We start from the raw sequence: 24,095 nt of genomic DNA, 5'->3' as shown, positions 1-24,095 counted from the left end.
AAACCCGCTGAACCGGTCAAGGTCAGCGGGTTTTTTTGCGCGTCTCGCCCGTTAATTGGAAAGCTGTCTGACGGTCAATAGGTGAATGTAAAAGTCATTGCCTATATCCCCTGCTTCATAATTATGTATATAGAAATTGGCGGAGGCAGCGGAGGCGGTGAACGTCCCGTGCACCGTGTTCCATCCGGTGTGTTTATTGATATTTGCATAGGCGGTGCTGAGCATATAGTCGACAAGTAAGCTTATTTTGGGATCGACGTCGTAACCGTTCACGGCGGTGTTGTATATCTGGCAAGAGAACTCGTATCTGGCGCCAATCACTAACGGAAAGTTACGTGAGAACAGCACGCCTGAATTGTTTATCTTGCCAGGCGTCCAGATATGAAAGAGATAGTTAGGCGCTGTGCCCAGCAAGCGACCCGTTTGTGCACCAACGCCTGGTGTCCAGCCATTGAAGTTGCCGTTGTTAAAGTCGGTAATGGAGCTCAAGTCTGCTTGCACAGTCACAACCCAGGGAGGGGACGCTTGAAGACCATCCTGCGTTTTCGCCGTCAAACTATGTCGACCCAGACCGACACTGATGTCTTTCGTCCAGATCCCGTTTGTGTTGGCAATGGCTGACCCCACTTGAGCCGCACCATTGAATAGATTCACAGTGCTATTGGGCGATGCAGTTCCGACCAGTGTTGGTGTGACGTCATCACACGTGCCTCCATTTCTGACCTGCCCGGTAATTGCCCCTTGATTGTCAATCAGTTGGGTAATCATTGGCTTGGCGAGCATTTCCGATTTGATCGTCAGTTCCCGCATCGGGAAGAACGTATCAACGCCGCCCTTATCGCTGAAATTGGCGACCGACAGCCCGAATACCTGCGTGCCGTCCTTGAACAGTTTTAGCTGTTCCCGGGAGATGACCCCGCTCAAGCCGGTGCTCAAGTGGTTGGCGGTGATCACCCCATCGAACAGCATGATGACGTTTTCGCTACCGTCGGATTTTTGCCCACTCAATGCCACCCGCATCCGGGTCCCGATGGCAATGAACAGCCAGGCAATCAGCGTCCAGTGAGCATCGCCCGTGAAGTTGTTGAGGTTCAGGACCTTGTGATCCGGCGCCTCCTTGATGCTCATGCGCGGGTAGTTGATATCTTCATTGGCAATCGAGGTGACTTCGTACCTGGTGGGTGCGGAGCTTTGATCATGTATGCCTTCCTGCGTCACGACATACCAGAAGGACATGAATGTACCCATGTTGGCGGGGACGGCGGTCAGGGGCAGGGTGAAGATCAATGTTCCGCTGGCGCTTCCTTTAAGTGTCGCAAGCACCGGGCTGCCAAAACCATCGCGCCCTTTGACGAAGAGGGTGACACGATGGGCGGGGTCCATCCCGGTGTAGGTGACTTTGACCGTGGCAAGTTTCTGAGTGTTTTGCGGATTGATAATCGTGCCAGGTGAAGCCTGCACGAGCGCGGGCGGCGGTAGCACCAAGGCCTTGGCGCCGATTCGCAACACCAGTTCGGGCGCTGTCAGCGGGAGTTCGCGCTCGCGCTCGATGTACCAGTCCACCGTGATCACTTGATTGAGCAGTGAATTGATGAGCTCGTAGGCCAGTCTGAATTCAATGTCTTTGTCGAGGTGGGCCGCCGTAATGGGCAACCTGTCTGCAAAAACAAGATTACCGTCGGGTCCCCGTACTTCCAGATGAACCGTGTCGCCGATACGCGTGTGAGCTTTGGCTGGGCAAATGGCTGGGGTACCGAAAGGAATGTCCTTCGGATCGAGTACACCGTTTTCGTCTCTGCCGACATCGACGATGCCCAGGAGATTGGTCACTTGCCCGATGCGCAGCCGACGGGTGTAGGACTCCAGAGGCGCGGCATGCCCGGTGCCGGTGACGGTATAGGACAGCTGGACCGAACCGTTCTGATAAGTCTCGAAATGGGTGGTTTCACAGTCGAATGGCACGACGATGCCCACCCCCGGAATCACCATGGACTGGGTAACAAACCGTTCGTAGGTTTGCAGGCGGGTGGTGCCGCCGGCGCTGGTACTCAAGCTGGTCAGTGTCACTTTGTCACCGACCTCCAGACCTTCGATTCCAGGTCCGGCATAGACCACCGTCTCTGCCAGAGCCGGCGACAGGACTGCCCCGTGAGCTTGCGGCGCAGTAGGCGCCGGCGCCCGGTATTTTTCGCCGATCAGCTCCAGAGAATAGGAGTAGGACGGAGTGCGTTCCTCTACGCCCGCCACGACTCTGATGCGCTCGTAGTAGATTTCTATTGTCGCGTCGGCCAGATTCTTCACTATTTCGTAAAGCACCTCGACCGTGACGATGCCTCTTTGGTAATTAAACGGACCAAAGGACTGAGTGAGTCCAGTCTTGGGGTTGTAGATAAAGCATTCCACTTTATCTCCTGGGGTGGCGTCGGCTCGCTCTACGAAGATTTCAATTTCCATGGGATTGCCATTGAGATCGTCGATTTTTAGAACATTGCCGTTCGAGCGAACCACTGAAGGCGCTTCAAGATAGGTGATATTCGGAACCAGTTTTCCTTCACCTGTTTTGGAGGTGAGACTGCTGTTTTTTACTTGGTCACCGATCTTGTAACTCACCGATAACGGGTCAGCGGGGCCGATCAGCTCGAGGACGGCAGCCGGCACAAATACAACGATGTTCTGACCGACCTCCTCGGGCTTGAGGGTGTACTCGACGATTTGATTACCGAACATCAGGGTAATGACGTCACCGACGGTCATGATTCGCCAGGCAGGAATAGTGACGTCCACACCCACCTTCACCATAGCCTCATCAATAATGGCCGGGAACCGAGGGGCCTCCAGAGGCACTCGCTCGAGGGTGTTGCCGGTTCGATCAAGGCTGTCAGGGAAGGTTGGCTTGAACCATACGGTTATCTCTACTGAAGGATCCAGGTTGCCACTGGTGCGTTCGACGGTGTACCACATCAGATGGATGCCGGGTTTTTCGACCGCCGTCCTGGGAATGAAGCTGGCGATGTTCTCATTGTTGTGATTCTGGGGGACGATTTCGGTCTTGATCAATGTGCCTCGATCCGTCGGGTCCGGGGCCTGACCGGGCTCAAGGCGTTTGCCCATGTACAGGCGTAGCGTGTCAAATGCTGCCATTAACGTGTAGGAGGGGAAAAGCACCCACCATCCCCGGCCGGGACCGACAGTTTCGTCCGCGTTGACCCCATGGGAGGCAGTGGGGTAGTCGACTACATGCCAACCCGGAATCAGGATGGGGAATATGACGAATGCGCCATTTTCTGCGAACAGGCCCTGCGACCTGATTTCGGCAAACAGGTCGACCTGTTGTTGCGGGCTTTCTTTTTTCAGCGCGGCAAGTTGCTTTGGTGTGTAAATAAATAAAGCAGTCATAGAAGTTCTCCGACTCGCACGAAAGCGCGCGAACCGGGGGTGGCAAGGCGCGTCAGAGACTGATTGAAAGCTCAAACGGGCAGGCTGGCTACTGTCAGAAATAACAGGTACAGACTGTTTTCTGACCAACGGCAGGCGTCAACGCTTCACACGACCGCTCAGCAATCTTCATCAAACTGTCACGTAACTGTGGCAGCGCGCTTGATCAAACTTCATCAGACTCGCGCTCTACTGGGGTTCTGCGTTTCGGTGTTTTTTCATGCGTGCATTCATTTTTCTGGCCTTGCTGTTGTTTGGCCTGCCGTCCTTGGCGGCGTCTCGTTGCGATGTCAATGTTCCCACCCAACACGCCGATCTGGCGCAGGTGAGCCTGGCGTACCAGAGCATCGGCCGTGCGTCCGACCCGGCGTTGCTGCTGGTGATGGGCCTGGGCGGGCAGTTGATTCACTGGCCGGATGAGGTGGTGGTCGCGCTGTGTCAGCAGGGTTTTCGGGTGATTCGTTATGACAATCGCGATGTCGGCCTCTCGACCTGGCGGCAAGCGCCCGTCGACGCCAACCTGACCTTCGAAGTGCTGCGTTACAAGCTCGGTTTGCCGGTGTCGGCGCCGTACACCCTGACCGACATGGCCGACGATGCCTTTGGCCTGATGGATGCGTTGAAGGTTGAGCAGTTCCACGTCCTGGGCGCAAGCATGGGCGGGATGATTGCCCAGCACATGGCGGCGATGGCGCCGCAGCGGGTCGAGAGCCTGACCCTGATCATGACCAGTTCCGGTGCCGAAGGCTTGCCGGCACCGAGTGCGGCGTTGGTACAGCTGTTGTCCCGTCGTGGCGCGCCAAACCGCGAAGTGGCGCTGGAGCAACAGGCGGATTTGCTGGCGGCGCTGGGCAGCCCGACGGTGAGCGATGATCGGCAGGCGCTGCTGCATCAGGCGGCGCTGTCTTATGACCGGGCGTTCAACCCTGAGGGCGTGAAGCGCCAGATCATGGCGATCCTCGCCGAGCGCAGTCGCGTGGCGTTGCTCAACCAATTGCGCGTGCCGACGCTGGTGGTCCACGGCACGGCCGATCCGCTGTTACCGGTGATGCACGGTGTGCATTTGGCGGCGCATATTCGCGGCAGTCAGTTGAAGCTGATTCCGGGGTTGGCGCATCGGTTCCAGGAAGCGTTCAAGGCGCCGTTGCTGGCGGCGGTGTTGCCGTATTTGCAGACCCACCGCGAAGACACTTCGCATTGGGCGCAGATCGATCCGGTGCCGGTCCCCAATCTCCTATAACTCCCAATCACAATGTGGGAGCGAGCTTGCTCGCGATAGCGGCATGACATTCAGCATTAATGTTGACTGACACACCGCCATCGCGAGCAAGCTCGCTCCCACAGTTTTGATCTTTGGTGTTAGTGAAGCATCGCCAGACAGTTAGGTAGCTGAACCCGGTGGAACGAAGTTATCCAGCATCCGGTTCACCGCCAGTTCACCCAGCATGACGGACTGCTGAATGCCCAGCACGGTGTTGCGCTGCGGGCCTTCCAGCAACCCGGCGAAATCACTCAGCATCACGCTCGCCGACGCCAGGGATTCGCAGGCGTTGGCCAGCAGGGTTTCGTGATCGATGTCGGGGGCGATGGTGTAGATGGTGCTGGGGCGGCGGGGAGTGTCTTTGGGGATGACCGGTTTGAGGTAGTAATCGAGGGCGCGGTCGGCGGCTTCGTTGAGTTTTTTGGAGTCCGGGGTTTCGTAGGGGGAAACGTCGTCGGTTTCCGGTGGATTTGGTGTGATCTTGAACATTGGAGGGTACTCCTGATAGTGGAGCCGCAACCTGTCTCGCTACTAAACGGAAGGGTGGCGGCTGTACGCAAGTTAGTAGACCGGCCACCCACCAAAACCGGCGCGCCCGAGGGCGCCATGCGCACAGCCACCATCAAGTGCAGGCGAATGCCTGACTAGATGACACTTATGCGGTCGGTAGGAAAAGCCGGGCTACTAAACCCGATCACTGGAAATCAGTGACGGAACCAAGTTACCGACGGGCCTCCAGGCGCACAAGCCGGCGGATTCTGACGCGGTTGTAGGCGACGGCGCAAGGCGCTGTAGCTTTCAGGAAGTAACCTTAAACAGAACTAAACACACGTCCAAAAACACCGAAAATCCCCTGTGGGAGCGAGCCTGCTCGCGATGGCGGTGTATCAGTCAAGCGGATGGCGACTGACACGACGCCATCGCGAGCAGGCTCGCTCCCACAGGGGGATGGGGAATGGCTGCCACCCCGGTCTTTCAGGTGTATCGTTCCAACTTTCCGGCGCGATCCAGTCTGCGAGGTGAATGATGAGTACCCCCCTGAAAATAGATTTCGTCAGCGACGTGTCCTGCCCGTGGTGCGTGGTCGGCCTGTATGGCCTGACCCGGGCCCTGGATTTGCTGGGCGATGAGGTCCAGGCCGAGATCCGTTTCCAGCCGTTCGAACTGAACCCGAAGATGGGGCCGCAAGGGCAGAACATCACCGAACACATCACTGAAAAGTACGGCTCGACCCCCGAGCAATCGCAGAAGAACCGGGAGATGATCCGTGCCCGTGGCGCCGAGGTCGGGTTTGCGTTTCGCACCGATGGCAACAGCCGCATCTACAACACCTTTGATGCGCATCGGTTGCTGTTTTGGGCGGGGCTGGAAGGGTTGCAATTCAATTTGAAAGAAGCGCTGTTCAAGGCGTATTTCACTGAGGGCGGCAATCCGTCCGACCACGGGCAGTTGGCGCAGATTGCTGAAAGCGTCGGGCTGGATCGGCAGCGGGCCGAGGCGATTCTGGCATCCGATGAGTTTGCCAAAGAGGTGCTCGAAGAAGAGCAGTTGTGGCTGTCGCGCGGGGTGAGTTCGGTGCCGACGGTGGTGTTTAACGGGCAGTACGCGGTGACGGGCGGGCAGCCGGTCGAGACCTTTGTCGGAGCGATTCGGCAGATCATGAGTGAATCAAAGGGCGGGACTGTGAGCTAATTGCCGGGAGTGCTTCTGTGGCGAGAGAGCTTGCTCCCGCTGGGCTGCGAAGCGGCCCCAATGTCAGCACCGTTGTAGCCAGGCAGACCAGCATTCGCTGGATTTACGACTGCTGCGCAGCCGAGCGGGAGCAAGCTCCCTCGCCACAGGGGGGGCGGTTACCTGACGATTTTGTCTACGTGGATGCCCAGTTTCTTCAGGCGATACCAGAAGCTGCGCTCCGAGATCCCGATCAACTGCGCCGCCGCAGCCTGCACGCCATTGCTCTGCGCCAGTGCCGCCAGAATGTAAGCCTTCTCGACCTCGGCCAACGCCGCTTCCAGATCCGCCGGTACGCTGCCTTCGGTGACCAGCGCACCGCTGCTGCCGGCATTTGAGGCAAACAGATACGCCGGCAAATCTTCCTCTTCAATCACCGCCCCCGACGCCACAATCGTCGCCCGCTCCACGCAGTTCTGCAGCTCGCGAATATTCCCCGGCCACGAATAATGGGCCATGGCCTGCAAGGCTTGCGCGCTGAACCCGGTAAAACGCTTGCCCGCCGTGGCGCCCAGGGTGTGAGCAAAATGCCGGGCCAGCGGCGCGATGTCTTCCACCCTTTCGCGCAAGGCCGGCAGCGGGATCGGGAACACGTTGAGGCGGTAATAAAGGTCCTCGCGAAACTCCTTGTTGGCCACCGCGTCCAGCAGGTTCTTGTTCGTCGCGGCAATCACCCGCACATCGACCTTGCGCTCACGCGGATCGCCCACCGGCTCGATCACCCGTTCCTGCAAGGCCCGGAGGATTTTCGCCTGCAAGGCCAGCGGCATTTCGCCGATTTCATCGAGGAACAACGTGCCTTTGTCAGCCTGCATGAAGCGCCCGACGCGATCCGCCACGGCGCCGGTAAACGCGCCTTTGCGGTGGCCGAACATTTCGCTTTCCAGAAGTCCTTCCGGGATCGCCGCACAGTTCACCGCTACAAACGGTTTGTCAGCGCGATTGCCGTGTTTGTGGATCGCCCGGGCGACCATTTCCTTGCCGGTGCCGCTTTCGCCGGTCAGCAGAATCGTGGCGCTGCTCTCGCGTACCGAATCGATCGCGTGCAGCACCCGCCGAAAGCTCGGGCTGTCCCCGATCAGGCTGTCGATCTGCTGGTGTTCGTCGAGCTCGGCGCGCATGCGCTGGTTGTCTTTGAGGATGTCGCGAAATTGCAGGGCCTTGCTGACGGTGATGTCCAGTTCGTCAATGTCGAATGGCTTGGCGATGTAGTCGAAGGCGCCGTTGCGCATCGATTGCACGGCGTTTTTCACCGTGCTGTAGGCGGTCATGACGATCACCGGCAGTTGCGGAAAACGGCTTTTGATTTCCGCCAGCAATTGCGGGCCGTCCATGCCGGGCATGCGCCAGTCGCTGATTACCAGGTCGATGTCCTCGCACTCCAGCACCTTGAGCGCGTGCAGGCCATTGCCGGCGGTGAACACCTGGAGGCCGTTCTGACCCAGTGCCGATGCCAGCAAGTCGCAGAGCTTGGGCTCGTCGTCGACCACCAGTACGTTATGTGTCATCGCTGCCCTCGTCGAAGTCTTCACCATTGGCCGGAATGTACAGGCTGAAGGTGGTGCCGGCATCTTTTTCACTCACGCATTCGATGCGCCCGTCATGACTTTCCATGATCGAGAACACCTTCGCCAGCCCCAGGCCGGTGCCTGAGGCCTTGGTGGTGACGAACGGCGTGAAGATCCGTTCGAGCATGTCCGGTTCGATGCCCTGGCCGGTGTCGCTGATGCTGATCACGGTGTACGGCGATTCGCTGCTGATCGCCACGGTCAGCCGCCCACCGTCGGGCATGGCGTCGATGGCGTTGACGATCAGGTTCAGGCCGGCCTGCTTGAGTTGCCGCGCGTCGGCGTGAAGGGTCGCGCCGGGGGCCTGATCGTCGATTTGCACATCGATGGTGTGGCTGGCCAGTTCCGGGGCGCAGAAGCCGATCAGCTCATCCACCAGCGGCCGCGCCGGTTGCGTCGAGCGCATCGGTGCGCTGGGTTTGGCGAAGTCGAGGAAGTCGGTGATCAGGTCGTTGATGCGGCTGACTTCACTGACCACGTATTCCAGATGACGCTTGTCGGTCTCGGGCAAATCGGCGCGCCGGTGCAGCAGTTGCGTGGCGGTTTTGATGATGCCCAGCGGGTTACGGATTTCATGGGCCAGCCCCATGGCGACTTCGCCCAGCGCGTGCAGACGGTCGCGGCGGCGCAGTTGCGATTCCAGGTGCTGCAACTCGCCGAGGCGTTCGCTCATGTGGTTGAAGGTGCTGCTCAATTCCGCCAGTTCGTCGCCGCCGGTGACCACCAGGCGTTGGCGGTAATCCCCGGCAATCACCGCTTGCACGCCTTTGGACAACCCGCGCAAGGGCTTGGTCAGGCGTTGCGAGACAAACCAGCCAACCGTCAGGGACGCCGCCGAGCTGAGCAGGAAAATCAGGATGAACAGGTTGCTCTGGTTCACCAGCCCGACCAGGCTGGTGTGGCGAAGCAGGCCGCTGAAGATTACGCCTTGCAGCTCACCGTTTTCATTGAGGATCGGCCGGTAGATGCCGCTGTAGCGATTGGTGAATTGTTCGATCGGCTGCTTGGTGTTGCGCAGGATCTGTTCGATTTTCTCCGGCACCGCCGCCGGGTGATCTTCGAAACGCTGGGTGGAAAAGATCTCAGAGAAGTCATTCGCCTTGGCCAGGTACAGCCGCAGGTCGAGGGAATGCACGTCGGCGACGCTGGTGAGGAAACTGCTGTCGAGGTAGGTGGCGATGACCAGTTTGTAATCGACGCCGTCCTGATCGGTCTCGAAGGTCGAGACCACCGTGCCGGTGGGGATGCCGCCGACTTGCAGGGTCTGCAACAACGCCTTGGACTCGGTGCTGATCTGCCGGACGATGTCATCGGCGGCGGTGCTGAACACCACTTTGTGATCGCTGTTGCGCACCAGCGCCACCACGTCGATGCCCATGGAATCAGCGATGTCGGTGGTCAGTTTGTCGTGTTTGCTCGACAACCGATCGGTGGGCGGGCGGGTGTAGCGCAGGAACAACTGCGCGGCCCGGGCGTTATCCCGGCGGATCTCAGTGATCTCGTCCTCGACGATCTGGGTCGATTCCTGCAGCCAGATCCGCACGTTGCTGTCGAAAATTTGCGACAGGGTGGTGGCCGCCAGTTCAGCCGCGATCATCGTCGGAATCACGCTGACCAGCCAGAACGCCAGCACCAGTTTGCGCTGCAGGCTCCAGCCGGAGAGGGCGAAAGGTCGGGCGGTGGCGGGGCGGTTTTTGATCATGAGGTTTCGCTTATTGCAGCAGCCATGGCAGGGTCGGAACGGTCCGGTCGAATGAACATTTTCACCAGTCGCAACAGACCGTCGAGCACGCGGTTGCGATGGCGGAAAAACACGGTGTTGCCGGTGAACGAGCAACCCAGGCGCAGCTTACTGGCATAGCCGGCCTGACCGCACGCGTAGATCGGGATGCCGTGTTCAATACAGTAGTCGACATTGGCCAGCCAGCTGCGCACGTACAGGTTGTGCTCGCGGGTTCGGGTCAGGTCGTGGGCGAAGAATTTGTCGACCAGGCGTTGCTCGTCCAGCAGCACCAGGTTGAACGCTACCAGCTCATCGCCGACCCAGTACAGCACGCACGCGGCGCGTTCATCGAGGTGTTCGAGGACCTGACGGAAGTAGTCCGGTGGCAGGCGTTCGAAGGTCAGATCGCTGCGCTCGAGGGTGGCTTCGTAAAGCGCCATCATTCTCGGGAGCAGGTCTTCCACGGTGCGCCGCCATTCGATGCGCGGACCTTGCCCACGCAACGTGCGGCGCAGGTCTTTACGGGTGGATTTGCCGAGGGTACCGAGGTACGCGTCCACGGAGCCAAAACGGATCGGCAGTTCGGCGCTGGGCAGGCCGGGCATGCTTTGCAGACCGACCGCCTGGCACACCTGCAACCACTGCGGATCCCGGTGAGACGCATCCTTGACCGCCAGCAGACCGATCCCGGCCTGTTCGGCGTCGTTGCGCGCCAGGGTCAATAATTGCTCAAGCAAGGCCGGGCGCCGGGCGGGGTCGATCTGGCGTGCGGTTCCGACATGGCATTGTTCGGCCACCGGCGAACCGAGGGCGTACAGGCGCACGTCGAACAGCCCCGGCCACCAGCGGCGCAACTGTTCGGTGACGCGTTTACCCGGTCCCTGAACCGTGGTGTCCAGCGAATACAAGGTGGTGAATGCCACCGCCGCCGCGACCAACACCTCGTCTTCGTACAGCGCCAGATAGCGCCATTGGAAATCCGCAATGCCCGCCTGTTCGACGGCCCGGTAATAATCCCAGTCCTCCAGTTCTGCGGGGAAACAGTCATTCCAGGCACCGCGGTCGATGGCTTCGATGGTCGAAAAGGCAAGGGCAGTGATCACTTCAGTTCCTTGAGTTACGCCAGCTGCCGGTATGCCTGGCGAATGGGTTGCGGGGCGGTGACTTGTTGCATGAACCGGTGCTGGATAAAGTCCGCGCTCAGCTCCACCACGCGGCGGTATTGCAGGTCGACGGTGATCATGTGGTAACAGTCGTCGAGCAGGATTTTCACCACCGGGCCGCCGAGTTTGCGTTCCACATAGTCGGCGTTCCAGCGGCTGGTGATGTCGTCTTCCCGTGAGTGCAGAACCAGCGCCTGCGTGGTGATCTGCGGCATGCGCTTTTTCACCGCCGCCACCAATCGATGCAGTTCCCGCACACTCACCCCGGACATGGTCAGCAATCCGGCATTGGCGCTTTCACCGGCCTTCATCTGCCGTTCGACGATGGCGCGCAAGCGTTCGTCCTTGATGCCGAACGGTGATTTTTCGTTGAAGCGGCACAGGTGCACGCCAAACGGAATCGACATCACCAGGCTGCTCAATTTGGCGACCCAAGGCATGTTCCAGCCGTCGTAGCGCAGGGTGGTTGAATACAGCAGCAAGCCTTCGATCTGCCCCGGATGCTCGGCCGCCAGGTACATCGCCAGCACCGCGCCCATCGACAAGCCGCCGACGAACACATGCTCATGCTTGCGCCGCACACCGACGAAGGTGTTACGTGCGCTCTCGTACCAGTCGCGCCAGCCGGTGGCTTGCAGGTCGGCGTTGTCCCCGCAGTGGCCGGCCAGGGTCGGCACGTAGACCGTGCAACCGGCCTTGGCCAGGCCCATGGCTACCCGACGCAACTCGGTCGGCGTGCCGGTGAGGCCGTGGATCAACAACACCGCGACCTCCCCGTTGCCGAGAACGAAACCGGCGCTGCCTTCGCCCATATCGATCTTTTCGGTGTTCATCGTTTCATGGCTCGATCAAGTAGACGGTCGAGCAGCGCGATGCCGAGGTCGATTTCCGGGTAGCTGATTTCCAGCGACGGTGCGAGGGTGATCACGTTTTTGTAGTAACCGCCCACATCGAGGATCAGGCCCAGGCGTTTGCCGTCGATTTCGATGTCGCCTTTCATGCCTTCTTCGACCATGAAATCGAGCGTTGCCTTGTCCGGCGTGAAGCCGTCCGGCCCGCAGATTTCACAGCGCAGGGCCAGGCCCAGGCCGTCGACGTCGCCGATGATCGGATAGCGTTTCTGCAAGTCTTTCAAGCCTTCGAGGAAGTACTTGCCCTTGTTCATGACCATCGCACCGTAGTCGATTTCGCTGGTCATTTTGAACATTTCCAGGCCGACCGCCGTGCCCAACGGGTTGGAGGCGAAGGTCGAATGGGTCGAGCCTGGCGGGAAGATCTTCGGGTTGATCAATTCTTCCTTGGCCCAGATACCGCCCAATGGGTTGAGGCCATTGGTCAAGGCTTTACCGAAGACGATGACGTCCGGTTTGACGTCGAAGTGCTCGATCGACCACAGCTTGCCGGTGCGCCAGAAGCCCATCTGAATTTCATCGACCACCATCAAAATGCCGTGCTGGTCAAGCACATGCTTGAGTTCGCTGTAGAAGTTCATCGGCGGAATCACGTAGCCGCCGGTGCCCTGGATCGGTTCGACGTAGAAGGCTGCGTATTCGCTCTGGCCGACTTTCGGGTCCCAGACGCCGTTGTATTCGGTCTCGAACAGGCGGGCGAATTGCTGCACGCAATGGCTGCCGTACTCTTCCTTGGTCATGCCTTTCGGGCCGCGGAAGTGGTACGGAAACGGGATGAAATTGGCGCGCTCGCCGAAGTGGCCGTAGCGGCGGCGATAGCGGTAGCTGGAGGTGATCGACGACGCACCGAGGGTGCGACCGTGGTAACCGCCCTCGAAGGCGAACATCAGGCTTTTGCCGTTGGTGGCGTTACGCACGACTTTCAGCGAGTCCTCGATGGACTGCGAACCGCCGACGTTGAAGTGCACGCGACCGTCGAGGCCGAACTTCTTCTTCGCGTCCACGGCGATCATTTCCGAGAGCTCGATCTTGCCTTTGTGCAGGTACTGGCTGGCGATCTGCGGCAGGGTGTCGATCTGCTGTTTCAGCGCGTTGTTCAGGCGCGGGTTGGCGTAACCGAAGTTGACCGCCGAGTACCACATTTGCAGGTCGAGGTAGGCCTGGTCTTCGGTGTCCCAGACGTAGGAGCCTTCGCAGCGGCTGAAAATGCGCGGCGGATCGATGTAGTGAACGGTGTCGCCGTAGGAGCAGTACTTGGCTTCTTTATCCAGAAGGACCTGGTCTTCAGGTGTGGCGATTCGAATATCAGACATGGTGGAAGAGTTCCTGATTTTCTGGGTTGAAAGTTTCTATGTTGAAAGAGGTGGCGTTGGCGGCGCTGGCGCTTGGCAGCAGGGCGAGCAACGCGGGCAGTTCGGCGAAGCTGTCGAAGCGGGCGTAGGCGATGCCGTTGCGCTCGCAGTGCTCGGCCAGGCGATCCTTGGCGAACACGAAATCGGCGGTGGCGGCCACGCACATGTCGGACTGGCCGTCGCCGATCACCAGCACCCGTTTGGCGCTGGGGGTGGATTTGCATTTGCAGTTGCCGGAGGCGGCGCGGCAGGCGTCGCTGGCATGGGGAAAGTCGATGCGCCAGCTCTGGTGGTCGAGTTGCCGCAGGCGGTTGGCGAGGATCGGCAAGAGGCTGACGTAGTGGCGCGCCAGGATCCGTGCGATGCCTTGCTCGATGCCGTCGCTGACCACTTCAAGGGAAGCGCCGAGGCCGATGACGTGGTCGACGAAGTCGGGGAAGTCAGGGTCGATCTCGATGGTGTCGAAGAACCGTAGCAGTTCGCCCGGTGTGGCCTTGACCAGCGAGAGCTGGCGGCTGAGGCATTCACGGGAACCGATGTCACCCGCCAGCCACTCGTTTTCGATTGCTTCCCAGCTCGGGTCGGCGAACCGTTGGAGGATGCTGTCGATCACGTCGGTGCGGGTGATGGTCCCGTCGAAATCACACACGATATGCCAGTCAATCATCTGTTGTACCTATCTTGGCAGGAGGCGCTGTTTGCGCTTGCCAAGGGGGTAGAGCAGGGACTGTGCCAACCGGGTTCGGCCCAGCGGGGCTGGGGTTCTGGCGTGTGTGGGTATCGGTGAAGCTACAATTTTTGTAGGTCGCTACAAACAACATGAGTGCTTGCGCGGGAGGGGCGATTCGGGGATTGATGCGCGCACATCCAGATCAAGGAATGGCCTCATGTCGAGGATTACTGTTGCTCTATTTGCCGCGCTGACGTGCCTTTCGGCCAACGTTTCAGCGGACGGCATCACCGGTGAAGCAGGGGCTGGCCTCAGCTATCAGCCGCACGATCCGACTGGTAGCCGCTACGAAACCCGGCCGGTGCCGTACCTCGATCTGGATTGGGGCGATGTCAGCCTCAGTACGGACGACGGGCTGACCTGGGACGCGTTGAGCGCCAATGGTTTCAGCGCCGGACCGTTCGTGAATTACCTGCCGGGGCGCACGTCCAACGGCGAATTGCAGGGGTTGCGCGATGTGCCGGACATGGCCGAGGTGGGCGGCTTCGTGCAGTACGCGCCCGCTGATTTCTGGCGGGTGTTTGCGTCCGTCGGGCAAGCGGTGGGCGGGCGTGGCGGGGTGTTGGGGCGCGTCGGCGGGGAGTTGGGTTATCCACTGGGCGGCGGGGTAATTGGCAGCTCCAGTCTGACCGCGCATTTTGCTGATGCGCGGCAGAATCAGACGTTTTTCGGGGTGAGTGCCAATGAGTCACAAGCCTCGGGGATTCGGCCGTACAACGCTGGCGGTGGATTGCAGAATGTGGCGTTGACCCAGAGCTTTGAGTTCCCGCTGGCGCCGCAGTGGTCGTTGCTGACGAGTGCGAGCTGGGTTCATCTGACGGGCTCGGCGGCGGATAGCAGTATTGTCAAAGCCGTCGGGGAGACCAACCAAGGGGAAGTGCAGGCGGCACTGGCCTACAAATTCAACTAAGCACTTGTGGCGAGGGAGCTTGCTCCCGCTGGGTCGCGAAGCGGCCCCCAAACTTGGCAACTCATTCTTCCAGAAATACCTCGCCAGCCTGTTTTACGACTGCTGCGCAGCCGAACGGGAGCAAGCTCCCTCGCCACAGGAATTGCGGTGATTTTCAGGTTTCTTCGCCTTCGGCCAGCAACGCAATCCCCCCCATAATCACCGCCACCCCCACCCAGTGCAGCACGCTGATCTGCTCCCCCAGCCCCAGCCACGACCCGAGCAAAACCCCGACAAACACCAGCGAACTCAGCGGAAACGCCAGGGACAAACTGCTGCGCCGCAAGATCAGCATCCACACGAAAAACGCGCCGATGTAGCAGACAATCGCAAACCACACCCCGGCATTTACCGCCACGGCCAGCAGCCATTGCAGGTTGAAATCCATCTGCCCCAGTTGATCGCCTCCGACCTTGGTGGCGATCTGGCCGGCACTTTCAAAACCGATCAACAACGCCCACAGCACCACCGTACCGAGGCGCTCATGCAGCCAATCGGTCTTGTTTCTGATCATCGCTTGAGCCTCATGCATGGGTGACACACACGAGCATCACCCCCGCCGTAATCACTAAAGTGCCGAGCCAGCGCCGGCGGCTGACGGTCTCGCCGAGGATCAGCTTGCCAGCCAACACCACGCCGCAATACGCCAGCGCCGCCGCCGGAAACAACAGGCTCAGCGGCGCCCGCGACAGGGCTTCGAGCCAGACGAAAAATTCGATCACGTAGGCGCCGATCCCGCACCACAGCAGCGGCGCGTTGAACACTTGGCCCCAGAACGCATTCAAGCGAAACCCGCCTTCGAGCTCCGGTAAACGGTCCAGGCCGAGCTTGAAACAGAGCTGGCCGATGACGTCCAGCACGATGGAAAACGCCACCAGCACAATCACGGTGAAGGTCATGGAAACAACTCCTCGAACAGATCGATCAACGCCTGGTTGGTCGCCGCGTTGCGCAGCAGATCCGCTTCGCTCCAGCGTTCGGCCGGGGGCTGGTCCGACTTGGCTTCCCAGCGCTTGAGGGCGTTGCTGAAGGCCGGCCGGGCGTACTCGCCGCAGATGTCGATGCCGAGGATTCGCTTGCTGGCCGCCAACGCTCTGATGGCTTGCAGCAAGTGGCTCAGGCGCATGCCGCCCTGGTCCCAGTTGGTCGCCGCGTCTTCGCTGGCCAATACATCCTTGTCGACGGTGATCCACACCGCGCGGGAGGGCAGGCTGGCGATCATTTGTTCGAGAAAAACCGGCCAGTCGAGCTCCGCCAGATTGCGCCAGTGCAGCAGGTTTTCCTGCTGTTGATGACCGGCGCCGTCACCGACCCGGCCCCACACTTTCGAGGGCGGGCGCTGCCACGGAAACAGCTGCAACACGCCGCGTTTGAGCGCCCTGACATTGCCGCCCTTGAGCTGCGGATTCTGCAGGTCGTCGCTGCACGGGCCGAGGGTGACGATGCGCTGGATGTTCGGCAGTTTCAGCGCCTGATTGACCCACGAACCGCAATGCCGGCGCGGGGCGAAGCGGACCCAGTCGGGGTGGTTGTCGAAGTGGATCAGGCTTACCGGCTCCGGCAAATCAGTCAGGAACGCCGGGGTCAGATGGTGGTAATCACCGGAGCCGACGAAGAAGATTTCCGGCTGCGGGCCGCTGTGCCGGGGCCGTTGCTGCAAGCGTTCGGCGAAGCGGCGAAAGGTCCGTTCGCTGGACCACAGCCGCAATTTCGGGCCGAGGTCGAGCAAATCGAGGCGTTTGGCACGGCCGCTTTCCAGCAGCCGCGAGATGGGCGCCTGGGTGGTCAGGCTGTGGTCGAGATCTAAAATATTCAAGGTCGCAATTCACCCTTGGCAGACCCTCCCAGACACCGGCTTCATCCATCATGAAGGCCGGCCGAGGGGGCTTTGGGGGTAAATGCAAGGGACGGGCCAGCCGCCACCGATCAGACACCGCAGATCCTTTGATGATCATTCCCACGCTCTGCGTGGGAATGATCACACACCGCAGACCCTGTAGGAGCGAGGCGTGCCCGCGAAGAGGCCGGTGCGTCCGATGCATCTCCTGCGATAGGAACACCGCCTTCGCGGGCAAGCCTCGCTCCTACAGAACCTGCGGGATCAGGCGTGCAGGCGGACCCAGACGGTGACGAGGACGGTGGCGGCCATCAGCCACGCCACTGCCGCCACGGCGAGCGATGCTTCAAGCCGCATCCGGTCGACCATCACATACAACGTCGCCAGGTAAACGAAGTACGGAATGATCGACCACATCCCGAACACGATGGTGGTCTTCAAGTCATCCAGCGAACGCCCCTTGCCGACGATGTAGTGCGCAATCAGCGCAAAGGTCGGAAACAGCGGCACCAACCCTGCGATGTAATAGTTTTTGGTCTTGGCCAACGCAGCCAGAATCACCACTACCGCCGCACCCAGCGCTGCTTTCAGCATCAAATCCATCAGTGGCTCAGCCCGTACTTCTTCACTTTGTCGAACAGCGTGGTCTTGGCCATCCCGAGTTCCAGGCTGGCCTGGGTCAGGTTGCCGCCGCTGCGTTGCAAGGCGTCGCTGAGCAGGTTGCGTTCGAACGCTTCCACCGCTTCAGCGAAGGCCAGCCCCTGAGCGCTGCCGCTGGCGCCGGATTTCTTGAAGGCCGGCAGGCCAAGGGCAAAACGCTCGGCGACGTTGCGCAGTTCGCGCACGTTGCCCGGCCAGTCGTGGCTCATCAGGTGCGACAGGGTCTGGTTGTCCAGCTCCGGCACGGCGCGGTCGAAGCGCAGGGACGATTGCTGCAGGAAGTGTTCGAACAGTTGCAGGATGTCTTCGCGACGTTCGCGAAGGGGCGGCAGTTCCAGGGTCACCACGTTCAGGCGGTAATACAGATCGCTGCGAAACTCGCCGGCCTTGCTCGACTCGTCGAGGTCGGACTTGGTCGCTGCGATCACCCGGCAATCCACGGCCACGCTCTGGTTCGAACCCAGGCGTTCGAGGGTGCGTTCCTGCAACACCCGCAGCAGTTTGATCTGCAAGGGCAGGGGCATGCTTTCCACTTCATCGAGGAACAGCGTACCGCCGTCGGCGTGTTCGATTTTGCCGATCCGCCGTTTGCCGGCGCCGGTGAAGGCGTTGGCTTCATGGCCGAAGATTTCACTCTCGAACAGGTTCTCCGGCAGGCCGCCGCAGTTCAGCGCGACAAATTGTTTGGTGTGGCGGCGACTGAAATCGTGCAGGCAGCGCGCAACCAATTCCTTACCGGTGCCGGTTTCGCCTTCGATCAGCACGTTGGCCGACGTATCGGCGACGTTGGCAATCAGTTCGCGCAGGTTCTGCATGGCCGGCGAGCGGCCAATGATCCGGCCTTCGAGGGAATCGCGCTCCGCCAGTTGCCGACGCAACGAAGACACTTCCCGCGCCAGGCTGCGTTGCTCCAGCGCGCGGCGGGCGACATCGACGAGGCGTTCCGGGGAGAAGGGTTTCTCCATGAAGTCGTAAGCGCCTTTCTGCATGGCGCCGACGGCCATGGAAATGTCGCCGTGACCGGTGATCAGCACCACCGGCAGGCTGCGATCGCGGGCCTTGAGCCGGGTCAGCAGTTCCAGGCCGTCGATGCCCGGCAGGCGGATGTCGCTGATGACGATGCCGGCAAAGTTGTCGCCAACCCGCTCCAGCGCTTCTTCGGCGCTGCCCACGCCCACGCAGGGAATGTCTTCCAGGGTCAGCGCTTGTTGGCAGCCGAGCAGCACATGGGGGTCGTCTTCGACGATCAGCACACTAAGGTCGTTGTTCATATTGGCTCGGCGTGAATGGGGCTTACCAACGGTAAACTGAGGACGAAGGTGGTGCCACCGCTGGCCGGGTGTTCGACACCCAGGTGCCCGCCGGTGGCGGCGGCCAGACTGGCGGAAAGGGTCAGGCCCAGGCCCAGGCCTTGTTCGCCGGGCTTGGTGGTGAAGAACGGTTCGAACAAATGCTTGCGCGCTTCGGCATCGATACCGTGGCCGTTGTCGCGCACGCGCAGGCGATATTTGCCATCGAATGCTTCGCCCTCCAGCCACAACTCGGGCAACGGTTGCGCCTGCATGGCGTCGAGGGCATTGCCGATCAGGTTGACCAGAATCTGCTCGAGGCGGGTCTGGTCGATCTGCACCTGCACGTCTTTGAAGTCACGATGCAGTTGCAGATGGACACTTTCCACGCGACCGCCGAGCAATTGCAACGCGGCGTCTACCGCTTTGCCCAGGCAGGCCTGGCCCTTGTCGTCACCGCGACGGGCGAAGGAGCGCAGGCTGGCGGTGATTCGGCCCATGCGGTCGATCAATTCGTTGATGGTCTTGAGGTTGGTGCTGGCCACGTCCAGTTGACCGCGCTCTAAAAAGCGCACGGTGTTGCCGGACAAGGTGCGCAGCGCCGCCAGCGGCTGGTTCAGTTCGTGGGCGATGCTGGTCGACATCTGGCCGATGGCGGCGAGTTTGCCGGCCTGCACCAGCTCATCCTGGGCGCGGCGCAGTGTCTCTTCGGCCTGGCGCCGTTCGCGGATCTGGCCCTTCAGGCGTTCGTTGCTGGCGCGCAGATCCGTGGTGCGTTCGGTAATCCGACGCTCCAGTTGATTATTGGCTTCCTGCAGGGCTTCACGGGCGGCGAGGCGGGTGGCGATCACCTTGCGCCGCTCGTTCCAGGCAATCAGCAGGAACGCCACCAGGGCAAACGCCACCGCCACCAGAATCCCCTGATTGATCGCTTCACGGCGCAAATCCTGAAGCGGCGTGAGCAGGGTGAAATTCCATGGGGTGTCGCTCAAGGGGCGGGTCTGCGAGAGGTAGCTGATGTCCTCTTCGTCGGACTCCACTTCACTGTTGGCAGGGAAGGTCAATTTTTCCTCGCCTTCGGCCAGTTGCTCCCGGGCCAGTGGCTGCAATTCGTTCAGCGGGAACCAGTAGTACTGCAGGCTGCGGGCGAGTTTTTCCTTGGTTTCGTCGCTCAACGGAACCACCGATTTCAGCCGTCGCGCCGGGTCGCTGGAGAGAATGATGATGCCATTCTCGTCGCTGACAAAGGCTTCGAGGCGCGCACGCTGCCAGCGTTCTTCCATGGCTTCGAGGCGCACCTTGACCACCGCGACGCCGATGATCTTGCCGTGCTCTTCGAGGCCGTGGGCCAGGTAGTAACCGGGTTCGCCGTTGGTGCTGCCGATGCCGTAGAAGCGCCCCGGCTGACCGCGCACGGCGTTCTGGAAATAGGCGCGGAAGGACAGGTCTTCGCCCAGGTAACTGTCGACATCGCGCCAGTTGCTGGTGGCCATGACTCGGCCGGTGGTGTCCATCACGTAGATGGCCCGACTGCGGCTGCGCCGGTTCAGGCCTTCGAGGTAATCATTGACCGTCTGCCGGTGTTCCGGTGACGGATCGGCCAGCAGTTTTGAAACACTGGATTCAAGTTCCAGCAGGCTGGGGAGGTAGGTGTATTTGCTGATCTCGCTCTCGACGGCGCGGGCGTGCAGTTCGAGCTGACGCTGGCCGTTCTCGCTGAGGCTGCGAATCCCGTAGTGTTCACTGACCCAGAAGCCGAGGTAACCCAATCCGATCATCAGGGCGATGACCAGGGGTGGCAGGAACAGATGGCGAATCAGACGGGGTTTCACGGCGAGTGATGGCGGCGCGGCGCGATAGAGAGTGGGGTCGCATTTCATCACAGATGCCTTGGGTCAACCAGCGTGGCAACAGGCTTGCTCTGGTTTCCAGTCGAATGCGGAACCTGTGGCGAGGGAGCTTGCTCCCGCTCGGCTGCGAAGCAGTCGTAAAGCCGGTCAATGCGGTATGTCAGACATCATGCATTGGCAGGTTTTGGGGCCGCTGCGCGGCCCAGCGGGAGCAAGCTCCCTCGCCACAAGGGCAAGCCAGTACCGTCTTAGTGCTGCAGAATCTTGTTAAGGAAGTGCTGTGTACGCTCGGCGCGGTGGGTGATGTCGCCGAAGAAGTCCTCTTTCTTGCAGTCTTCGATGATTTTGCCCTGGTCCATGAAGATCACGCGATCCGCCACTTTGCGGGCGAAGCCCATTTCGTGGGTCACGCACATCATGGTCATGCCTTCGTGGGCCAATTGCACCATCACGTCGAGCACTTCGTTGACCATTTCAGGGTCCAGCGCCGAGGTCGGTTCGTCGAACAGCATGACGATCGGGTCCATCGCCAGCGCACGGGCAATCGCCACACGCTGTTGCTGGCCACCGGAGAGCTGGCCCGGGTGCTTGTGGGCGTGAGCCGAGAGGCCGACGCGTTCAAGCAGTTGCAGGCCTTTCTTGGTGGCTTCTTCCTTGCTACGGCCCAACACCTTGATCTGCGCGATGGTCAGGTTTTCGGTGATGGTCAGGTGCGGGAACAGTTCGAAATGCTGGAACACCATGCCCACGCGCGAACGCAGTTTCGGCAGGTCGGTCTTCGGGTCAGCGATGGACGTGCCATCGACCACCACGTCGCCTTTCTGGAACGGTTCCAGGGCGTTGACGCATTTGATCAGGGTGGATTTGCCGGAGCCGGACGGCCCGCACACCACGATCACTTCGCCTTTTTTGACCTCGGTGCTGCAGTCAGTCAGCACCTGGAAGTCGCCATACCACTTGTTGACATTCTTGATAGAGATCATACGGCAAACCTTTTTTGCAGACGCTTGACCAGCAGCGAGGCGGCAAAGCTGATTGTGAAGTACGTGAGACCTGCAAAGATCAGGAACTCATTGGAGCGACCGATGATGTCGCCACTGGCACGCGAGGCATTGAGGAAGTCCACCAGGCCGACCGCGTAGACCAGCGAAGTGTCCTGGAACAGGATGATGCTCTGTTGCAGCAGCAGCGGGGTCATCTTGCGGAACGCTTGCGGCAGGATGATCAAACGCATCATCTGGCTATACGTCATGCCCAAAGCCTGGGCAGCACCCATCTGACCCTTGGGAATCGACTGCACGCCGGCCCGGACGATTTCGCAGAAGTACGCCGCTTCGAACATCATGAAGGCCACGATGCAGGAGGCGAACGCGCCGATCGGGGTGTCTTCGCCGGTGATCCAGCGCAGCACGAACGGCACCGCCAGGTAGAACCAGGTGATGACCAGCAGCAATGGAATCGAACGGAAGTAGTTGACGTAGGCGCCGGCGATGTTCGACAGCAGCTTGCTGTGGGACAGGCGCATCAGGGCCAGGATCGTGCCGAGGATGATCCCGCCGACGACGCCCAGCGCCATCAGTTGCAGGGTCATGACCATGCCGTTCCACAGGCCCGGCAGGGACGGGACGATGCCCGAGAAGTCGAATTCCATCATTTACCCCCTACGGAGATCAGGCCCGGTACGGCGACTTTCTTCTCGACCCCACGCATCAGCAGCATCAGGCTCATGTTCAGGGTGAAGTAGATCAGGGTGGCCAGGGTGAACGCTTCGAACAGGTTGGCGGAGAACTCGGCGGTCTGTTTGGTCTGCGCGAGCAACTCCATCAGGCCGATCAGCGATGCCACGGACGAGTTCTTGAACACGTTCAGGAATTCCGAGGTAAGCGGCGGAATGATGATCCGGTAGGCCTGGGGCAACAGCACGTTCCAGTAGATCTGCGGCAGTTTGAAACCCATGGCGCGAGCGGCCGCTTCCTGGCCACGAGGCAGCGCCTGGATGCCGGTACGCACTTGTTCGCACACGCGGGCGGCGGTGAACAGGCCCAGGCAAACGACAACGCTCAGGTACGCCGAGGTGGTCGGGTTCAGATCCTGCTTGTACCAGTCCTGCAGGTTTTGCGGCAGCAGATCGGGCACCAGGAAGTACCAGATGAACAGCTGAACCAGCAGCGGCACATTACGGAAGAGTTCGACGTAGCAGGTCGCGATGCCCGATACGATGCGATTCGGCACGGTGCGCATGACACCCAGAATCGAGCCCAGCATCAGGGCAATGATCCAGGCCACGACGGCGATGGCGATGGTCCAGCCCAAACCGGAGAGGTACCAGTCGAAATAAATTTCGCTGCCCACGCCGGTGGACTTGAAGAACACGCTCCAGTCCCAGTTGTAATTCATTAGGGTCTCCCCTCAGATCGTTCGATGTACAAGTGCCCGCCTGGGGAAGCTCCGTTCCCGCCCTAACCTTGACGGTCAGGCACACACGAGCGGCTCGACAGCCACCGGTTCGAGTGTTTCCAAAAATGCCAGCAGGGAGTGACTATCCCCCGAAAGGGCAGTGGCCCTCTCAGGAGATAAGGTTAGTCAGAAATCAGGATTTCTTGTCGTCAGCCGCTTTATCGGTCGGATTGGCAATCAGGGCCTTGAGCTCGTCGCTCATCGGGAAGTTCAGGTTCAGGCCTTTTGGCGGGATTGGCGCCATGAACCATTTTTCGTAGATCTTGTTGATCTCGCCGGACTTGTAGGTCGCAACGATCGCGTCGTCCACGGCTTTCTTGAACGGTGCGTCGCCCTTGCGGACCATGCAACCGTAGATTTCGTAGGACTGTGCAGTACCGGTCACGGACCAATCGGTTGGCTTCTTGGCCTTGGCCATTTCACCGGCCAGCAAGGCGTCGTCCATCATGAAGGCAACGGCACGGCCCGATTCCAGCATCTGGAAGGACTCACCATGGTCTTTGGCGGAGATGACGTTCATGCCCATTTGCTTGTCGGCGTTCATCGACTTGAGGATGCGCTCGGACGTGGTGCCGGCGGTGGTCACGACGTTCTTGCCTTTGAGGTCGGCAAAGTCTTTGTAAGGCGAATCTTTCTTGGCCAGCAGCTTGGTGCCGATTTCGAAGATGCCGACGGAAAAGTCAACTTGCTGCTGACGTTCGACGTTGTTGGTGGTGGAGCCGCACTCGACGTCCACGGTGCCGTTCTGCACCAGCGGGATACGGGTTTGCGAGGTGACCAGGTTGTATTTGACCTGGAGGTTGGGCATGTCCAGGTCTTTCTTGATGGCTTCGACGATTTTCAGCTGGATATCGTGGGAGTAGCCGACTGGTTTGCCGGAAGCATCAGCGATATAGGAAAACGGGATGGAAGCGTCACGATGCCCGAGGGTGATCACACCGGACTCTTTGATCTTCTTCAGTGTGCCGGTGAGCTCGGCAGCGAAAACTGGAGTGCTAATCAGAGCGGCAGCAATGGCTGCGCCCAGGATATGGGGAACGATGCGCATCAAATTTTCCTCGACATTGTTTTTTTTATGGAGCCAGTTCATCGGCCCTTTTGTGCTTCGAATGCCTGACGGCTCCTGAAGGGGGCGTAAGGGCATTCGTCCAAGAGTGTAGAGCATGACTCGTGCCAGGC

21 protein-coding genes are annotated in these 24,095 nt (G+C 60.2%); 3 read left to right on the top strand and 18 right to left on the bottom strand.

Annotated features, from left to right (window positions below; translation table 11 throughout):
• Positions 1-51: 51 nt before the first annotated feature.
• Positions 52-3,396, bottom strand: a complete 3,345-nt coding sequence (locus tag ACA051_RS23580; RefSeq protein ID WP_497372127.1) for a hypothetical protein — start codon at positions 3,394-3,396, stop codon at positions 52-54.
• A gap of 259 nt (positions 3,397-3,655) precedes the next feature.
• On the opposite strand from ACA051_RS23580, the gene ACA051_RS23575 reads away from it, so the two are divergent.
• Positions 3,656-4,675: an alpha/beta fold hydrolase gene (locus ACA051_RS23575; RefSeq protein WP_497305135.1), complete on the top strand. Its 1,020-nt coding sequence runs from the start codon at positions 3,656-3,658 to the stop codon at positions 4,673-4,675.
• A 141-nt stretch (positions 4,676-4,816) separates the two neighbouring features.
• On the opposite strand, the gene ACA051_RS23570 is transcribed toward ACA051_RS23575, so the two are convergent.
• A complete protein-coding gene (locus tag ACA051_RS23570) occupies positions 4,817-5,185 on the bottom strand; it encodes a DUF6124 family protein (protein WP_497372125.1) in 369 nt (122 codons plus the stop codon).
• Between the two features lie 537 nt (positions 5,186-5,722).
• Between ACA051_RS23570 and ACA051_RS23565 the strand changes: the two genes are divergently transcribed.
• Entirely contained in the window at positions 5,723-6,388 is a 666-nt protein-coding gene (locus ACA051_RS23565) for a DsbA family oxidoreductase (protein ID WP_497375625.1), read from the top strand.
• 158 nt (positions 6,389-6,546) lie between these two features.
• On the opposite strand, the gene ACA051_RS23560 is transcribed toward ACA051_RS23565, so the two are convergent.
• Genes ACA051_RS23560 through ACA051_RS23535 form a run of 6 tightly spaced genes read right to left on the bottom strand, consistent with a single transcriptional unit; the run spans position 6,547 to position 13,811 of the window.
• On the bottom strand, positions 6,547-7,935 hold the full coding sequence (locus ACA051_RS23560; RefSeq protein ID WP_497305130.1) for a sigma-54-dependent transcriptional regulator: 1,389 nt from the start codon (positions 7,933-7,935) through the stop codon (positions 6,547-6,549).
• Positions 7,925-9,697, bottom strand: a complete 1,773-nt coding sequence (locus ACA051_RS23555; protein ID WP_497372123.1) for a sensor histidine kinase — start codon at positions 9,695-9,697, stop codon at positions 7,925-7,927. Before ACA051_RS23555 ends, ACA051_RS23560 begins: the two co-directional genes overlap by 11 nt.
• Positions 9,694-10,821, bottom strand: a complete 1,128-nt coding sequence (locus ACA051_RS23550) for a GNAT family N-acetyltransferase (RefSeq protein WP_497372121.1) — start codon at positions 10,819-10,821, stop codon at positions 9,694-9,696. The genes ACA051_RS23555 and ACA051_RS23550 overlap by 4 nt, the downstream gene beginning before the upstream one ends.
• A gap of 14 nt (positions 10,822-10,835) precedes the next feature.
• Positions 10,836-11,714, bottom strand: coding sequence for an alpha/beta hydrolase (locus ACA051_RS23545; RefSeq protein WP_497372119.1), 879 nt, complete (start codon positions 11,712-11,714; stop codon positions 10,836-10,838).
• Positions 11,711-13,105 carry an aspartate aminotransferase family protein gene (locus ACA051_RS23540; protein WP_497372117.1) on the bottom strand — a complete coding sequence of 465 codons (1,395 nt, stop codon included), beginning with the start codon at positions 13,103-13,105 and terminating at the stop codon, positions 11,711-11,713. Before ACA051_RS23540 ends, ACA051_RS23545 begins: the two co-directional genes overlap by 4 nt.
• On the bottom strand, positions 13,098-13,811 hold the full coding sequence (locus ACA051_RS23535; RefSeq protein WP_497305121.1) for an MtnX-like HAD-IB family phosphatase: 714 nt from the start codon (positions 13,809-13,811) through the stop codon (positions 13,098-13,100). The genes ACA051_RS23540 and ACA051_RS23535 overlap by 8 nt, the downstream gene beginning before the upstream one ends.
• A 220-nt stretch (positions 13,812-14,031) precedes the next feature.
• On the opposite strand from ACA051_RS23535, the gene ACA051_RS23530 reads away from it, so the two are divergent.
• Complete coding sequence (locus tag ACA051_RS23530) at positions 14,032-14,784, top strand: MipA/OmpV family protein (protein ID WP_497372115.1); 753 nt, start codon at positions 14,032-14,034, stop codon at positions 14,782-14,784.
• A 154-nt stretch (positions 14,785-14,938) separates the two neighbouring features.
• Here ACA051_RS23530 and ACA051_RS23525 read toward each other — a convergent pair whose 3' ends face one another.
• The 10 genes from ACA051_RS23525 to ACA051_RS23480 form a co-directional block, all read right to left on the bottom strand.
• A complete protein-coding gene (locus tag ACA051_RS23525; protein WP_497372113.1) occupies positions 14,939-15,337 on the bottom strand; it encodes a DMT family transporter in 399 nt (132 codons plus the stop codon).
• A gap of 10 nt (positions 15,338-15,347) precedes the next feature.
• Positions 15,348-15,722 (bottom strand): DMT family transporter, encoded by a 375-nt coding sequence (locus tag ACA051_RS23520; RefSeq protein WP_010457711.1) that lies wholly within the window; start codon positions 15,720-15,722, stop codon positions 15,348-15,350.
• Positions 15,719-16,639: an arginase family protein gene (locus ACA051_RS23515; RefSeq protein ID WP_497372111.1), complete on the bottom strand. Its 921-nt coding sequence runs from the start codon at positions 16,637-16,639 to the stop codon at positions 15,719-15,721. The genes ACA051_RS23520 and ACA051_RS23515 overlap by 4 nt, the downstream gene beginning before the upstream one ends.
• Positions 16,640-16,924: 285 nt before the next feature.
• On the bottom strand, positions 16,925-17,254 hold the full coding sequence (locus ACA051_RS23510) for a GlpM family protein (RefSeq protein ID WP_219094616.1): 330 nt from the start codon (positions 17,252-17,254) through the stop codon (positions 16,925-16,927).
• A gap of 8 nt (positions 17,255-17,262) precedes the next feature.
• On the bottom strand, positions 17,263-18,591 hold the full coding sequence (gene aauR, locus ACA051_RS23505; protein WP_497305114.1) for a two-component response regulator AauR: 1,329 nt from the start codon (positions 18,589-18,591) through the stop codon (positions 17,263-17,265).
• Positions 18,588-20,489, bottom strand: coding sequence for a two-component sensor histidine kinase AauS (gene aauS, locus ACA051_RS23500; protein ID WP_497372109.1), 1,902 nt, complete (start codon positions 20,487-20,489; stop codon positions 18,588-18,590). Before aauS ends, aauR begins: the two co-directional genes overlap by 4 nt.
• A gap of 218 nt (positions 20,490-20,707) precedes the next feature.
• A complete protein-coding gene (locus ACA051_RS23495) occupies positions 20,708-21,442 on the bottom strand; it encodes an amino acid ABC transporter ATP-binding protein (protein ID WP_219094577.1) in 735 nt (244 codons plus the stop codon).
• Complete coding sequence (locus ACA051_RS23490; RefSeq protein ID WP_497305110.1) at positions 21,439-22,110, bottom strand: amino acid ABC transporter permease; 672 nt, start codon at positions 22,108-22,110, stop codon at positions 21,439-21,441. Before ACA051_RS23490 ends, ACA051_RS23495 begins: the two co-directional genes overlap by 4 nt.
• Complete coding sequence (locus tag ACA051_RS23485) at positions 22,110-22,856, bottom strand: amino acid ABC transporter permease (RefSeq protein WP_497305109.1); 747 nt, start codon at positions 22,854-22,856, stop codon at positions 22,110-22,112. The genes ACA051_RS23490 and ACA051_RS23485 overlap by 1 nt, the downstream gene beginning before the upstream one ends.
• 193 nt (positions 22,857-23,049) lie before the next feature.
• Complete coding sequence (locus ACA051_RS23480) at positions 23,050-23,964, bottom strand: glutamate/aspartate ABC transporter substrate-binding protein (RefSeq protein ID WP_497305107.1); 915 nt, start codon at positions 23,962-23,964, stop codon at positions 23,050-23,052.
• Positions 23,965-24,095 lie beyond the last annotated feature (131 nt).

The sequence above is a fragment of the Pseudomonas sp. LBUM1669 genome, assembly GCF_059695705.1.
This window is presented reverse-complemented; position numbering and strand designations above follow the sequence as displayed.